The following is a 15,163-nucleotide window of genomic DNA, read 5'->3' as shown; positions in this document are numbered from 1 at the left end:
TCCCCAGCGCTCATTCGATCCGCATACGCAGACCAAACAGCCGTACACCGGAAAGTCCGGTATACGGCTGTTATCAATATTTTAAAGTGCTGTGCGTTCAGAACGCTTAAAAAGCCACTCCGATTCCGCCCTGCCCAGCATAGGTTCCCATCACGGGTCCCATCGTTGACAGCAGAACCTCCTTGAAGGGATGCTTCTCCAGAATACGCCGCTTGATCTCCAGCGCCAGCGTCTCACAATTGCTATGAACAATGGCGATTACCGCCTGCTCATAATCATGCTGCTTCTGGTCCAGCTTGGCCAGCAGATGGGTCAGCGCCTTAGGCAATCCGCGCGTCTTCTCGACCACTTCAACGATGCCGTCGTCGCTGATCTTCAGCAGCAGCTTGATATTCAGCACGGAAGCCACAGCCCCGGAGATCCGGCTCAGCCGTCCGCCCTTGATCACATTCTCCAGGGTGTCCAGTGTGAAGTACGCTGTTGTCTCTTCGACCTTCTTCAACACTCTGTCCTTCAACTCAGCCAGACTTGCTGCGGTAAGTGACCATTTGGCCGCCATAGCGACAATCAGGGTCAAGCCGCCGGAGAACAGCTTGGAATCTATAATTTCAATCGCATTCGGATGTCCTTCTTCCTCGTACATCTCCTTGGCAATCATTGCGGTCTGATAAGTACTGCTAATATTGGAGGACATGCAAATGACCAGAATGTCAGTGCCTGCTTCCACTTGGTTGAAGCTGTCCAGGAAGGTCTGCGGACTCGGGCTTGCGGTAGTCGGCAATTCCTTCGATTGATGCATTTTGTCATAGAAATCCTTCGCATTCATATCATCCGGCATCAGTTCATGGCCGAAATGGACCGGCAAATGAACAATGGAGATGTCATACTGCTTCGTGTATTCAGGGGGTAGATCCGAACCGCTATCCGTAATTATCTTGATGGGCATCAGAATGCTCTCCTTTCAATTCTATACTATTATAGACACCCTTTAAGGAAATCAATAGTACATTTTATAACTTGTCAAAAACAATGTTTTGTGCTAATTGTTACTTGTGATATGGTTTAAGCATAAGGGAACAGAAATGGAGTGTACCAGGATGAGCAAGAATAGAGTATGGAACCGCGGCAAGCATAACGGTGCTGGCCTGTCCAAGAAAGCACCGGCTGCCGCAGAATCCGAGGTTGCTGCAGAGACCGCAGCGCCAGAGGACCACAGCGCCGAGGTAATTAACGAGCGGATTGATACCGTCAAGCCGATGAACCGCAGCAACTGGGTCACCCGGCCCGCCCGCGTGAAGCCGCAGAACCCGGAACGAAATAAGAAGTAGCTTAACCGGTGCATGCTTCGCATTCCATGAGAGCACATTTCTCCCAGCTAGCGGGCTTCCCGCAACCTTTGTTATCATGGAGACACAAACGGCTACGCCGTCCTCAAGAGGATGGCGTAGCCGTTTCTGCTTGCACTAGTCGGTCGGAGAACGGTGAGCTTGTTAGGACTGGTAATATCCAAGCGGGGGATCCCGCTACAAGGATTCAGACAGACTATCCGGCATATACCGGTTCTCCCGTATTAGCGCCCGGATCGCCTTCAGCGTGTTCCGCTGAATCGGGACACCCGTAGTCCGGTGCAGTTGAAGCCAGCGTAGGGCAGCCAATGCCTCGAACAGCTCCAGCTCTGCCGGGCTATACCTGCTGTTGGCGGCAAAGCCTGACTGGTACAGGCTGGCATTCCGCTCCGACAAATATACTCTAAAGAGCAGAATAGACCACGCTATATCATACCTTGGATCGCCAAGCTGAACATTCGTCCAGTCTATGATGGTAAATGCCCCTGCGGCCTCAAGAATATTGCCCAGATGATAATCACCATGAATCAGCTGGTGTGCGGTAAGCTTGGCCCGCTCCGCCAGCTCCTGTGCCAGCGTTCGGATCTCCGGCTGCTCCGCCCAGGCAGGGAAGAAGTAATCTGCGAAATCATAAGCCGGTACCTTCAAGCCGCTGGCTGAATCAATGTGCAGCTTATGTACATCGAGCAGATTGGCTGCTATGGCGGAAAGACTATCCGCATTTACCTTCTTAACAGGCATACCATCGAAGCTGGTTAACAGCACCTGATGACCCTCAGCGTCTAGCCCCCAGGCATACGGCTGTGAGACCGCGCAGCCCTGCCGGAACAGCTGCTCCAGCACTTGATACTGGATCGAGATGTCCGGCCGGGACTCGCGGTTCCAGATTTTCAGCACAAGCTTCGTACCCGGCAGTGTAATTCTGCACACCTCCGCTTCCAGTCCCCCCTTCATCGGGGTAACGACCGCCTCTTCCAGCCTTGCCAGCAGCGCTTCACTATCTGCACTCTGCTCCTGCCAGCGGATACCGCTCAGAATCTTATTCATAGTTATGATTCCCCTCTCCAAAGAACGATCTGCTGCTCATTAGGCTGCCGCGAATCCCTCAGACCATATTCTAGGCATTTTCCCTATTCCAATGAATAACATATTTCAACTATACCAATCAACAGTGAATTGAGGGATGCGAAATGGAACATTGGATTAGAGTAGAACCGAATGTGAAGGTGTATGTGAATGATCTTAACCCGCTTGGCACCAAAACAATACTCTTCATTCACGGCTGGCCAGCAAATCACCAGATGTTCGAATACCAGTACAATCAGCTTGTGCCCATGGGTTACCGCTGCATTGGAATGGATATGAGAGGCTTCGGCCGGTCTGACAAACCGCTTGACGGGTACGATTACAACCGTCTCGCAGATGATATCCGCTGTGTAATCGGCGCCTTGGGACTGCACAATATTACACTCGGCGGGCACTCTACCGGCGGAGCTGTAGCGATCCGGTATATGGCCCGGCACAAGGGATATGGTGTCTCCAAGCTGGCCTTATTCGCTTCGGCAGCCCCCAGTCTGATTCAGCGGCCGGGCTTCCCTTATGGCACGACCAGAGAAGCTATAGAGCAGATTATCCAGTCCACCTACAAGGACCGGCCCAAGATGCTGAAGGATTTCGGCGATATTTTCTTCTATCAGCCGGTATCACAGCCGTTCTCGGACTGGTTCTTCCTGTTAGGGCTGGAGGCGGCAAGCTGGTCCACCATCGCAGTCTCCAACGCCTGGCTGGCCGAAGAGTTGTTCGATGATCTCCCCCGGATCCAGGTGCCTACGCTGATTCTGCACGGGGTTCATGATCAGGTGTGCTTCTTCCCGCTCGCAGAGGCGCAGCATCAAGGGATTAGGAATTCGGTCCTTATTCCCTTTGAGAACAGCGGCCACGGATTATTCTATGACGAGCGGGAACGGTTCAACCGGGAGCTGGCGGGGTTCGCCGGGTAGATTTTCCGCACAACCAGAACAGGACTGCCCGAGAAGAAATAGCTTCATGGGGCAGTCCTGTGTTGATTCGCAGGCGTAGGTGCGTGTGCGAATGAGAAGCTCTACAGCTCCAGCGTCTCACCATATGCAAGTGCCGAGCCTCTGATCCCCGCCTCCTCCAGCGCCTGAACGAAGGCCCCGGCATCCTGCTTGATCGGCGGGAAGGTATTATAGTGAACCGGAAGCACCTGTCTTGCGCCCAGCCACTTCGCCGCGATAAGCGCATGCTCCGGTCCCATGGTGAAATGTCCGCCGATTGGCAGGATCGCGAGGTCGATCTCATACAGCTCCCCGAACATTTTCAAGTCACCGAACAGCCCTGTATCCCCTGCATGCAGCACCGTGTGTCCGTCCGCCTCAATAATGAAGCCCGCCGGGGTTCCGCCATAGATCCTCTGTCCATCCTCCAGCGTGATGCTTGAGGTGTGGAAGGCATGAATCATCGTCGCCTTGGCAAAACCAAGGTCCACCGTCCCTCCAATGTTCATCCCGATGGTCTTTTTCGCTCCCTGGCCCCCCAGATGGCCCGCCAGTTCCACGTTGGCTACAACCACCGCCTGATTCTGCTCGGCAATCGGCAGAGCGTCCAGGATATGATCCATATGGGCATGAGTCAGCAGAACAGCATCTGTCTTAATATCCTCTACCTTCGTCACCGCCGCAGAGTTACCGCTAATGAATGGGTCGATGATCAGCGATTTGCCATTCACCTCAATTTGAACACAGGAATGGCCGTGGTAGGTAATTTTCATGGATATCCTCTCCTCTTCTTGATTAATTTCAATAGGTACTAAGGAATGAATCGTGCAAAAACCCAAGGTTTACGATACAATGACACCAAGTTGTTCTAAATCCAAATCCAGCAGTGTGATTGACGAATATAACATAAATAATTACGTTCGTTGTTTTTTATGATATATCTATTCCTGCCAGCTGTCAAGAGAGGTGTGAAGAAGTTGCTGTCCGTTGAAAAAACAATGCTGTTTTTGTTATCTAAGGTGAAGCAGATGGGCGCCCAGCAGTTTGTCGAGATCTATGAGCAGAGGGGGTACACCTCCACCTATATCCGCAATGCCCTGTCCCGCTTGAAAAAAGAGGGCTATATCGCTTCCCCGGCACGCTCCTGGTATAACGTCACTGCCGAGGGCCTCGCCTACATTAAGGCGATTAACAGCAAGCCTGCCCGTTATCAGGAGCAGTGGGATCATACCTGGGATGTGGTGATGCTGGAGGTTCCCGAATCCGAACGCAAGAAGCGCGATCTGTTCCGCACAGCACTCGGGCAGCTGGGTTATGGGCTTTTATATAACAGTGTGTACATCTCACCATGGAACTATCAGGACGAAGTCGCAGCCCAGATCCAGAAGCTGGAGCTGGAAGGCAAGGTGTCGATCCTCCAAGGCCAATTTCAGGAAGGCACCATTACACCGCTCAAAGCGCAGGCCATCTGGCAGCTGGACGACATCGAAGCCTTATACCAGAAGAAATCAGTCTGGCTGAAGGAAGAATTCGCTCCGCGATTGGCGGATACCCTTCAGGCGGGGCAGCCGTTACAGCTCTTCCTGCTATATTTGCAAATGGGAGAGGAGTTAAGCGGATTGTTCATGGCTGACCCCTATCTCCCGGATGAGCTGCTGCCGGACCATTGGCCGGGCAAACGGGTTCTCTCAGACATGAGTGAATACATGGTTAGAGCCGCTCAGGCGATACCTGCGGATTCATCCTATGCGCCCTTCGTCCAATAAGGTATGGCAAAGAGCAGCCCGGACTCCGGGCTGCTCTTCGTATATGAACTACTCCTCACGGCTGCCGGAAGCCAGCAGCTCCCGGACCGCTTCCTTATTCGTAAGCGGGGCCCGGCAGGCGAAGTTACGGCAGACATAAGCGGTCGCTTCGCCCCGGATGGCCGGTTTATCAGCCAGATGCGGCAGCAGGCGGAGCATCTCTCCTCCGTCCCCTTCCCAGTTCACGATGAGCGCCGCATCCGGCAGATAGGTCTGCTGGACCTGAGCGAGCATGGCGTGCAGCGCGGGATCTTCTTTTTTGCCGGAGAGGACCCATTCTCTGCCGCCAGAGACCATCCCCAGATGGGCCTGCAAATACATCGCATACCCCGGCGGATACTCCGAAGCAGCGGAAGCAAGCACCGCAGCGGTGCGCTCCGCAATCTCTTTTAACTCCATATCCTGGGTAATAACCGACAGCTTCCACAAAAGTTTCGCCGCCACCGAATTCCCGGACGGAATCGCCCCGTCATACAATTCCTTCGAGCGGACCGGCAGCTTCTCCCCGTCATGCCCGGTGAAGAAGAACCCGCCTCCTTCGGTATCTAGGAACAGCTCCAGCATCCCTTCCTTAAGCGTCAGCGCCCGCTCCAGATAGACCGCTTGACCTGTAGCTTCATATAATTCGCTGAGACCCCAGATCAGGAATGCATAATCATCCACATATGCGGGAATCGCCGACTCCCCGTCACGGTAACGGGCCAGCAGCCGTCCATCTTCACGCCGCAGCTTGTCCCAGATGAAGTCCGCTGCACGTTCGGCGGCCTTGGCATATTCCGGCTTCTGGAGGGCTTTGGCTCCCAGGGCCAGCGCAGCAATCATCAGCCCGTTCCACGAGGTCAGCACCTTGTCATCCTTAAGCGGATGAATGCGCTGCTCCCGGTACTCGAACAGCTTCGTACGCCATTCCTCCATCCGGGTCCGCAGCCCAAGCGGATTCATGCCCATACGCTCCGCCATCTCTTCCGGCAGTCCCTGGAGCAGATTCGGAATATTCTTTCCTTCGAAATTTCCCTCCGGCGTAATCCCGTAGACATGGCAATACGAATGCATATCCTCCAGCCCCAGCGCTTCCTCAATCTCTTCCCGGGAGAAAACGTAGAACTTCCCTTCCACGCCTTCCGAATCCGCATCCTCCGCAGAGTAGAACGCGCCTTCCGGCGAAGTCATGTCACGCAGCACATACGTGAAGATCTGCTCGGCAATCTCCGCATACAGCGGCTTCCCGGTAAGCTGGAACGCTTCCAGATAGACGTTCGCCAGCAGGGCGTTATCGTAGAGCATTTTCTCAAAATGCGGCACCAGCCACTCCCGGTCTGTTGAATAACGAGCGAAGCCGAAGCCCACATGGTCATACATGCCGCCCCGGTACATCGACTCCAGCGTATGCTCCACCATCCGCAGCGCTTCCGGCTGATCATGCAGCTGGCTATACGCCAGCAGGAAAGACAAATTATGCGGCGAAGGGAACTTCGGGGCATTGCCGAACCCGCCGTACTCCTCATCGAACTGCCGCCGGTACAGCTCATACGCCTCATGCAGCAGCTCATCGCCGGGGATACCGCCGTCTGCGGCTTCGGGAGAATAGGCGTTTTTGCGATCGAGTGACTTCAGCTCGGCCAGCAGGTCGTCGCCCAGCTTATCCAGCGCCTCGCCATCCTGCTCCCACTTCGTATAAATCTGCTCCAGCACATCCATCAGCCCGATCCGCCCGAACATCTGCCGCTTCGGGAAATAGGTTCCGGCATAGAACGGCTTCTTCTCCGGCGTCAGCAGCACCGTCAGCGGCCACCCCCCGCTCCCCGTCAGCGCCTGACACACCGACATATACAGCGCATCAATATCCGGCCGCTCCTCGCGATCTACTTTGATCGCTACGTAGTGATTGTTGAGGAGCTGGGCGACTTCGGCGTCCTCGAAGGATTCTCGTTCCATTACGTGGCACCAGTGGCAGGTGCTATATCCAACAGATAAGAAGATCGGCTTGTTCTCCGCCTGCGCCTTGGCAAAAGCCTCCTCCCCCCATGGATACCAATCCACAGGGTTGTGGGCGTGTTGGAGCAGGTAGGGCGATTTTTCGTTCGCTAATCTATTGGATGATTTGTGAGTTGTCACGGGGCGTCCCCTCATTTCGGATGATTTGGGTAAAGTGTTGTCTAGGGATAGTTTAACCAATTTGGTGGGGGAGGGCTCAGAGCTACAAAAAAGGAATTTAGCAAGTATTTCACTATTTATGAGCCCAAATGAATTCATTATGAAAGTTACATAAATACGGGGTAGAATTCAGACAAATCCTCTTCAAATTCTGATACCGATTGATATCGACTCTTCCTTATATCCATTGCCTTCGTTATTACTTTTTGGCATTTTACTCTGACGTACTTTCTCTTTTTAGGGGGCTTGTTACTTAGCAAGTTATATAGTAATGCTCCAAGTGAATAAATATCTGATAAATTTGAAGAATCAGCCAGACTATTTAATTGTTCAGGATCAGTATAATCTTCATGTCCATAATCACGCTTTGATTTACCAGTGAAAAGCGAAAGAGATTCGGGATCTTTTGCTAACCCGAAATCAGCGATCCTCACATTTAATTCGCTCTCTGTCTGATAAAGCAAAATATTTTTCGGCGCTAAATCTCGATGAAATTTCCCTTTTCCATGTAGATATTTTACTCCTGATATTATTTGTTTGAATATTTCAATCCTTTCTTCCTCCAATGCATCACGGTTGTTTTTCATCCAATCATGCAATGAACATGTAGCTAATGGCATAGTGAACCAGAAAGGTGAACTCTCCATATGAATTGTATCTACATTAACGATATTTTTGTGCTTCAATTCTTTAGTTAGCAATCGAACTTCCCTTTTAAAACGTTGTATGTACTCATCTCCGTCGTTACCATACACCTGTATAAAATAGCTTCTTGGAAAAAGCACTTTACAAGCTAGAAATTCATTTAATTGGGGATCAAATACTTTAAAAACTCGTGAAAATGCTCCTCCACCTATTATTTCCAAAACAATCAACTCAAATTTAAATTTTATAATATCTATCCTTAGTAAGTAATTTTTTATGGTACTAAGTGTCTGTTTAATTTCTTTTATGGTTATTAGCTTTAAATTTAAAAATTCTCTTTCTTCAAGTTCCTTTTTCAAAGTGTTATATAATACTAAAAATTCTTGAAGCAATGTAGAATCATCAAATAAACTTCCTATTTGTTCCATGAGAGAGTCTTTACATCTTTCTATCTCTTCTAAACTTCTTAATACTAAACTCTCTTTTTTTTCATACTCTATCAACTTTGATAATTGAATAAGTTCTTGGTTTAATTCCTCTATCGATGAAATAGCTACTAAAGAATAATTCAAACTATTGTTGATGTCTGGAAGGAGAATCAAATCCAACTCTTCCAATGTAATAGATGATAAAAGTGCGATTTCATTTTTATATTTAGCTAATACTTTAGGCTGACGCCAAATTTGAATTGATATATAGCGTAATGGAACTGTCTCTCCTCTCTCTTTAAAATTAAAATAATATGAAATACCCAAAATAATTGATTTAAATTTTTCTAATGATGTAAGATCAGCAATAGGTGTGCCTAAATCATCTGTAATAGCTCCATTTTCAAGAAAACCAATAATGGTTGATCTTATAGCAGCAGATGAATTAGATAATAACTGGTTTGCTAAACTCCTTATCAAACCAAGCTCAAATGTAATATCAGGCTTGTTCTTTGAAAGGAAATCAATTGCTCTGGGGTCAAGATGAATAAAAGATGGCATCCACTCATTACCTTTCCTCGGACGTTGGTTCTTAAAAGTAACTTGTATTATACCATCCACTAAAAGAATTTCTAAAGCATCGCTTAATTCAGGCCACGTGAATTTTTTCAAAATATTATTAATAAAAGATTTATATTGTTTCTGACCTTTAGAAAGAATCTTCACTATATTTTCCATTAATATTTTTTTACCATGCGGCTTGTTAAGAGTCTCATCTATTCCATTAAAAAAACGACCAAATGCCATCATTTTCACAGGAAAAGGATATTCCTTAAAAGTTTTTTCTGTTTGTATGCCCGGATGATTTTCATCAATTGCAAAAAAAAGATTCAATTTACTCTTGTCCATCCTTAATTCTCCCTTCTTGATTCGAAAATAGGATTATCCGCAAATTTCTGTCCAGACCTAAGTTTTGATGTAACAAATGCATGGTTAATCCAGTCAATTGACTTTAAGCTCTCAGATACTTGATGTGTAATAAAATATTGAATATTTGATTTTTGCAGTATAGTTCCGATTTCATTTGCTCGAGCATCATCTACACGTGAAGTAGGCTCATCCAGAAACATAAGACTATTTTGGGTTCCTTCTTTTTGATTACTAACTGCAGCAAGAAGTAACATAATACTAATTGCTGCACGTTGGCCTGATGAAAACTCAGGATCATCATAATCTACTAACTCTTTCCCATCAAATCCTATCTTCATTTGAATTTTCCAGTTCAAATAACTTGGCCCTTCTTGCTGGAATTTCCCTTCGCCTTTTGCACCTAATAATTCAGCCATTGACTTAAACTCATCTATATACTGAGACATTGTTTCTTGAACGTGATTTTTCAAAGCTATTTCTGCTAATGCTAATTGTGTCTCCCACTTTTCGCGATCTTCTTTAGCTAAATCATAAGTTTTGTTTAAAGAATCCACTCTCCTTCTTTGTGGTTCAACCATCGCAATAATTCCCTGATCGATTTTATTGTTTTTTTCAAAATCTTCTATATCTTCAGTAATAATCTTTACAGTTTTCTCTAATTCTTCAAAATTCCATTCAGTCCCATCATCTCTCAAAAAAATATTATCTTGAATTATCTCAATATCAATGAAAGATATTGCATGATCATCGAAATCTAAATCTTGCAAATCAACAATCGACTTACTTAGAATATTTTTACAAACCCCAATACTCCCTCTATATCCATTTATTGATCCACCTACATCAATAATTTCTTTTTTAAGAGCTACCTTTTCCGACACTTTTTGAACGAGTTCTTTTTCTAATTCCTTAATTAAATGTAATATCCCATCTCTAAGTTCATTTGCTTCTTGATAATTTTTATTGGCTGATTCCAATTCTATTTTAATTTTAGCAAGATCTTTTATTAAAATTTCATTTTCATTTAGCAATTGAGGTAACTTAAATAAACGTACCTGATCATCGATCCGCTCGGAAATTTTTTTTTCCTGTTGCTCAAGTTCTATTTTTTCATTTTGTACAGATATTAATTTAATAGATAAACTCTCGAGTTCCTCTTCGATCAACTTTTTGTATTTTTCTCTAGCAAAATGTCCACAAACCATTTCTCTAGCTTTTAAAAACAACCCACCATCTTGGTCTTGAAGCAACCCTTTTTGAGTTAGGCTTTTATACCCTTCTTGTGAGAGTTGATGTCCTTCTTCCACACTTTCAACCAAGTAAATATCATTTAAATAATCTAAATATCCACCAATCTCACTCTCATTTGTTACTTCAATTGCATTTCTTAAAGCAATAAAATTTCCGTGTGATTTTCGGTTTTTTATTAACTGCTTGCTAGATCGGTGGTTAGAGACACGAGCCCCATACTCACTTTCCTCTTGAATTTTTTTAGCTTGAAGATGGAATTCCTCTGAAGTCACTATTCTATATCTTTCACGTCCTAAATATGCTTCAATTGCAGAAATCCATTTTATAAAATCAGGTTTTATTGAAATATTATCTGCTAAAATTAAGTAGGGCACTTTTTCATGTTCTAATGCATGCTTAAATTGTATGACCCATCTAGGAAATGCACTATCACCTTTTTTTAGTGGTTCAAGCTCGTTTACTAATTCCTTTATATTTTTCTCAAGCGTTTTATAATTGAAATTCACACTCTGCAAACTAACTTCGACCGCAACAAGCTTTTCTTTTAATAAACCCATATCCTCCAATGCTATACATTCTGTATGCTCAATTTCAGAAGAAAGTTTTTTGAGAGAATGCTCTAAACTTCCATTTTCACTTTCTTTAATCCTAACATTTTCATATGCAGAATTTATTGTGTCTTTTATTTTCAGTTCCTCTTGTTTCTCTTGTAATAGTCTATTTTGCAGAGATAGTATTCTTTCATTCAAATCAACTTTACTAGTCTCTAAATTTTTTAGTTTCAACTCTTCTTCAATCATTAGTTTTTGTTGCCGCTCAAGCTCATTTTTATTATTCCAATACTTTTTTTTCAAAAATAACAATTTCATTTTTTCAAAATTAATTTTACGAGTTTCATTTTCTTCAAATTTAATCTTTTGGCTTTCAAATTCATTAAGCATTTTTTTTGCATTAGATAAATCCTCAAAACTTTGAAGTTCTAAGTTTTTTACTTCTTTTAATTTTTCTGAAGTAAAATCATGATCTGCCTGTATACTCTTCTGTCCTTTAATGTCAAATATAAGTTGAAATAAACGATTCGAATCCATTCCAACAACATTTTGTACATCCTCAGGCTTCATTAACATTAATTTCCTAAACGAATATGTCAATCCTATAGTGTCTAATTTTTGTAAATATTCTCCGTACTTAACTTTATTCAATAGATACGCTTTAGGATTTTGTCCTAAGTTAGTAATATCATAAAAAGAACCATCGAACATATAATACTCACGTTTACAGTCCCCTGAAGAACGATCTAGCCTTACACAAACAGTAACTACAGGTTCAGTAAATCCTAAAGCTAGAAATGGTCTTCCTTGAACCTCACTATTCCAAAATGAAACTTGAACAACAGACCAATTTGAATTTTTATTTATATAATGGTCCATTGCACGATTATATTCAAATTTGGCATCTCCTAGCGCAATTCGAAGCGCATCCATCAAAGTAGTTTTACCGCTCCCAGAAGCACCAACAAAAGCGTTTACTTTATTATGAAATTGATAAGGAGTAGCAACTGTTCCAATGCGGCCCCAATATGCTGTATTAAATTCTTTTATCGTTATCAAGGCAGTTCCCCCAGTAATTATTATATAGTTTTATCATTATTTCCATTGAATCCGAATAATGTTTCTAAACTAGCCTTTGCTAAATCCGATAATAAATCATCATGTAACATAAACATTGATGGCCCAGCCAAGTAAACATTTTCAGCCCGTTTTTTAATCAAATATCCTTGATTAACTAGTAAACTAAGAATATTTTCCATTCTTTGTTTAGAAGTTGGTATTTTGAGCGAACGAGCAAATTTATACCGAAACTTTTCATATATTTCTTCAAATGAGATATCAAGTGTTTGACTTATATTCACTTGCCCTACTCTTTTTGGGAGAAGCAATTTAGCATACAATATAAGAATTAAAGCTAAATGAGAGCCCTTTAATGATTGGTTTCGTTTCCTGAATTGTGTAAAACTATCATATTCCTGTTTAACTCTTATTACATACCATGGACATTCTGGTCGATCGATAAGATCAAAACCTATCCAAGCAAGTTTATCTTGAACTGTTCTATACAATAAAGAATCATTTGCCAAACTCGGTAGTTCTTGCTTATCAACCCAACCGTAATATAAACGCGTACAGATTGCTTTAGCTTCATCTTCTATATCAATAATAGTCATTCAATTTTCTCCTCTCTAAACTTAAGGTTTATTATTAAGTCTAATATCTCCTTCCGTTATATTTTTTATAAATCCTTCATTAATTTCAAGTATGTAATCTTTCAAATTTATATCAAACAAGTCCTCACTGGTGCCACTTAAATCATTTTTCAAAGTAGTTAATAAACCGGTGCGAAATACAGTTTCACCATAATTATTTTTTATTACGACATCATGTAATGGAATTACGGAATCCGACATTAATTTAGACATTATTTCTTTATGAAACAAATTACTAGCACCTTCAAAGTTTGTTTCTTCATAACGTCTTTCTACAATTTCAGTTATAGGTGGTGGTGGAGATAGTTCCTGTTTTTCAGATTTGTTCTCTAAGTAGTTCACAGCTTTTCGGTTTAATTCTTCACGGCTTAAAAAACTTGGTTTACGCGGGGAAGAATAGTTCTTTTGAATTAATCCTGCTAATAAATCTAACGGAGCTTCATGAAGAAATTCTTCTACCTGTTCTGGAGTTAAATATTGCCCAAAAGAACGAGCATTAGCCTGTATATCTTGCTGGATGAATTCATGTAACTCTTGACTTAATCTCATTATTTCTGCCAAAATCCCTCTTACTTCTGTGGTTTGAGTATAATGATAAGAGTTCCTATTTATTTTTTTTAATCTATCCTCTATATTCCCTATAGTTTCATGAAAGTCTTTACCTTTGATAAGTAAATTTCTCCCTTCCACTGGTGAGCGTTGCTCCAGACAATTAATAAATTCAGTTTTAATTCTTCTCAATGTACCAAAAGCTATTTGCAAGCTTTCTGCGGATGTTTCTTCGTCAACTCCGACAATCTCATCCAAATCGTTAACGGCCAAAGAAAGAGCAATTTCACGATTAAAACTATCTACTTCTCCAACAAATACCGTGAATAAGAACATTAACATATAACGTGTTCTTTCAGGAAATTGATATCTTACTCCATTGCTAATGATCCACCCATATTTAACAATTGTTTTTATGACTTGGTTGCGAGTATCAGTATTCAGATAACCTAATACTTGATCCATTTCTTCTTTAGAGAATATTCCATCTGTTTCTCTAGCTAAAGTCCTAACAGCGGCTAAGCACAGTGTTATTTTTTCTTTATCACGAGTTATAAATAGTCGAAATAATTCATGATATTTTTCTATTTCTTTTGCTTTAATAATATCCGTATGGGGTAGATTGTAGTCCTTCTCTGAATTTGAAGTACTTAATTTGTTCATACTAATTCTCCCTACTTAATGTTCTATATGAGTTATACTTGAGAATAATCTTTAAAAATAATAATTCGACAAAGTTTTCCACTACCATGCCAAAAAAACTAAATTCCTCCATGCAAAACCCTCTAATTTTTTTCAGAGGGTTAATTGTTTTCTTATATTTGCTTCAATTAATTTCTACCTATAAAAAACCGTCAAATCCCCCCGATTCCCTTCCCGATTATACACAACTCGCTCCAGTGGCGGACCCCATGAGCTTTTTGTTCGTTGGCACCATTGCTTCAATTCAATACCGGATAAATATAAAAGATAACCTTATGTGCATTCCCGCACATTACAAAGCAGTATCTGTCCACTTGCAAAAAAGCATATACACTTCTTTGCCATGAATTTTTTCAAAACCAAAACTTACATATAAGCTGCTGGCCGGAATATTATCCGCATAGGTCTCAAGCTGTATACGGGTTGCCTTTTTTTCATTTGCCAAATCAACGACCTGATTCATTAATGTTTTTGCAATTCCTTTATTTCTAAATTCAGATGCTACATATAATCCATCTATTCGTAATACCCGGTGCCCAGTCGAAACTGAAATCCCCCAGGTGCAGATAATAAATCCCGCATAATGTGACTCAAATTTGGCCAAATAGCAAATTGCTAGATCAGCATCCAGAATCCTTTTTATGACCTGACCACTCTGCTCCAGCTCCTCGATTGAAGTTGCCTTTGTGTCTACACCATTAGACGAAGAGTTGTTATAGCCACAGAATAAACTTCTTGAATGATATGCGTTTGCGTGAGTTAAAGTAACAATTTCAATATTTGCAGGCATCTTCATATCTTCAAGCGAATGCTCCCATATCTTTTTAGCCACATGAAAGCAATTCTCATACCCAAAGAGTTCACCAAAACTGGAAGAGAATATTTTTTGTATGCTTCTTGCCAGTTCTTCGACTGTAGAAGCAACTGTTAAGGATTGGACGACTTTTTCAATTTCAGAATCAAACTCATCTATAGGTGCTTCTGGTAATAAGCTGTATGGATTCCATTCATGAATAACCTGCCGTACAATATTTTCCATATACTCCTGATCCTCTCCCCTACCCTCCAAATC

Annotated in this window: 12 protein-coding genes; 3 read left to right on the top strand and 9 right to left on the bottom strand. The window is 43.0% G+C overall.

Translation table 11 applies throughout. The features are described from left to right. Positions 1-106 precede the first annotated feature (106 nt). Positions 107-946, bottom strand: a complete 840-nt coding sequence (locus MHH78_RS15585; RefSeq protein WP_341167936.1) for a DegV family protein — start codon at positions 944-946, stop codon at positions 107-109. A 151-nt stretch (positions 947-1,097) separates the two neighbouring features. Here MHH78_RS15585 and MHH78_RS15580 point away from each other — a divergent pair, with 151 nt between their 5' ends. Then, on the top strand, positions 1,098-1,328 hold the full coding sequence (locus MHH78_RS15580) for a hypothetical protein (protein WP_339249076.1): 231 nt from the start codon (positions 1,098-1,100) through the stop codon (positions 1,326-1,328). Positions 1,329-1,523: 195 nt separating this feature from the next. Here the strand turns inward: MHH78_RS15580 and MHH78_RS15575 are convergent, their stop codons facing one another. Continuing rightward, positions 1,524-2,393 carry a phosphotransferase family protein gene (locus MHH78_RS15575; protein WP_341167935.1) on the bottom strand — a complete coding sequence of 290 codons (870 nt, stop codon included), beginning with the start codon at positions 2,391-2,393 and terminating at the stop codon, positions 1,524-1,526. 143 nt (positions 2,394-2,536) lie between these two features. On the opposite strand from MHH78_RS15575, the gene MHH78_RS15570 reads away from it, so the two are divergent. Beyond that, entirely contained in the window at positions 2,537-3,346 is an 810-nt protein-coding gene (locus MHH78_RS15570; RefSeq protein ID WP_341167934.1) for an alpha/beta fold hydrolase, read from the top strand. 101 nt (positions 3,347-3,447) lie between these two features. Here the strand turns inward: MHH78_RS15570 and MHH78_RS15565 are convergent, their stop codons facing one another. Beyond that, positions 3,448-4,137, bottom strand: a complete 690-nt coding sequence (locus MHH78_RS15565; protein WP_209869408.1) for a metal-dependent hydrolase — start codon at positions 4,135-4,137, stop codon at positions 3,448-3,450. 204 nt (positions 4,138-4,341) lie between these two features. On the opposite strand from MHH78_RS15565, the gene MHH78_RS15560 reads away from it, so the two are divergent. Next, positions 4,342-5,130, top strand: coding sequence for a PaaX family transcriptional regulator C-terminal domain-containing protein (locus MHH78_RS15560; protein WP_341167933.1), 789 nt, complete (start codon positions 4,342-4,344; stop codon positions 5,128-5,130). A 48-nt stretch (positions 5,131-5,178) separates the two neighbouring features. Here MHH78_RS15560 and MHH78_RS15555 read toward each other — a convergent pair whose 3' ends face one another. The 6 genes from MHH78_RS15555 to MHH78_RS15530 form a co-directional block, all read right to left on the bottom strand. After that, complete coding sequence (locus MHH78_RS15555; protein WP_341167932.1) at positions 5,179-7,284, bottom strand: thioredoxin domain-containing protein; 2,106 nt, start codon at positions 7,282-7,284, stop codon at positions 5,179-5,181. Between the two features lie 146 nt (positions 7,285-7,430). Beyond that, complete coding sequence (locus MHH78_RS15550; protein ID WP_341167931.1) at positions 7,431-9,305, bottom strand: serine/threonine-protein kinase; 1,875 nt, start codon at positions 9,303-9,305, stop codon at positions 7,431-7,433. Between the two features lie 2 nt (positions 9,306-9,307). Continuing rightward, on the bottom strand, positions 9,308-12,187 hold the full coding sequence (locus MHH78_RS15545) for an ATP-binding protein (protein WP_341167930.1): 2,880 nt from the start codon (positions 12,185-12,187) through the stop codon (positions 9,308-9,310). A 20-nt stretch (positions 12,188-12,207) separates the two neighbouring features. Then, positions 12,208-12,801 carry a hypothetical protein gene (locus tag MHH78_RS15540; protein WP_341167929.1) on the bottom strand — a complete coding sequence of 198 codons (594 nt, stop codon included), beginning with the start codon at positions 12,799-12,801 and terminating at the stop codon, positions 12,208-12,210. Between the two features lie 21 nt (positions 12,802-12,822). After that, a complete protein-coding gene (locus MHH78_RS15535) occupies positions 12,823-14,052 on the bottom strand; it encodes a hypothetical protein (RefSeq protein WP_341167928.1) in 1,230 nt (409 codons plus the stop codon). 331 nt (positions 14,053-14,383) lie between these two features. Next, positions 14,384-15,130, bottom strand: coding sequence for a GNAT family N-acetyltransferase (locus MHH78_RS15530; RefSeq protein ID WP_341167927.1), 747 nt, complete (start codon positions 15,128-15,130; stop codon positions 14,384-14,386). Between the last annotated feature and the right edge of the window lie 33 nt (positions 15,131-15,163).

The organism is Paenibacillus sp. FSL H3-0333 (genome assembly GCF_038002805.1).
Taxonomy (GTDB): Bacteria; Bacillota; Bacilli; order Paenibacillales; family Paenibacillaceae; genus Paenibacillus_AQ; species Paenibacillus_AQ silagei.
Note: the sequence above shows the minus strand (reverse complement) of the source record. Positions and strands in the feature narration are given on the sequence as shown.

Excerpts from the sequence above, each read along its gene's own strand:
- MHH78_RS15530 (WP_341167927.1), bottom strand. The coding sequence starts at position 15,130 with ATGGAAAATATTGTACGGCAGGTTATTCATGAATGGAATCCATACAGC.
- MHH78_RS15585 (WP_341167936.1), bottom strand. The coding sequence starts at position 946 with ATGCCCATCAAGATAATTACGGATAGCGGTTCGGATCTACCCCCTGAA.
- MHH78_RS15570 (WP_341167934.1), top strand. The coding sequence starts at position 2,537 with ATGGAACATTGGATTAGAGTAGAACCGAATGTGAAGGTGTATGTGAAT.
- MHH78_RS15565 (WP_209869408.1), bottom strand. The coding sequence starts at position 4,137 with ATGAAAATTACCTACCACGGCCATTCCTGTGTTCAAATTGAGGTGAAT.
- MHH78_RS15550 (WP_341167931.1), bottom strand. The coding sequence starts at position 9,305 with ATGGACAAGAGTAAATTGAATCTTTTTTTTGCAATTGATGAAAATCAT.
- MHH78_RS15540 (WP_341167929.1), bottom strand. The coding sequence starts at position 12,801 with ATGACTATTATTGATATAGAAGATGAAGCTAAAGCAATCTGTACGCGT.
- MHH78_RS15575 (WP_341167935.1), bottom strand. The coding sequence starts at position 2,393 with ATGAATAAGATTCTGAGCGGTATCCGCTGGCAGGAGCAGAGTGCAGAT.
- MHH78_RS15580 (WP_339249076.1), top strand. The coding sequence starts at position 1,098 with ATGAGCAAGAATAGAGTATGGAACCGCGGCAAGCATAACGGTGCTGGC.
- MHH78_RS15535 (WP_341167928.1), bottom strand. The coding sequence starts at position 14,052 with ATGAACAAATTAAGTACTTCAAATTCAGAGAAGGACTACAATCTACCC.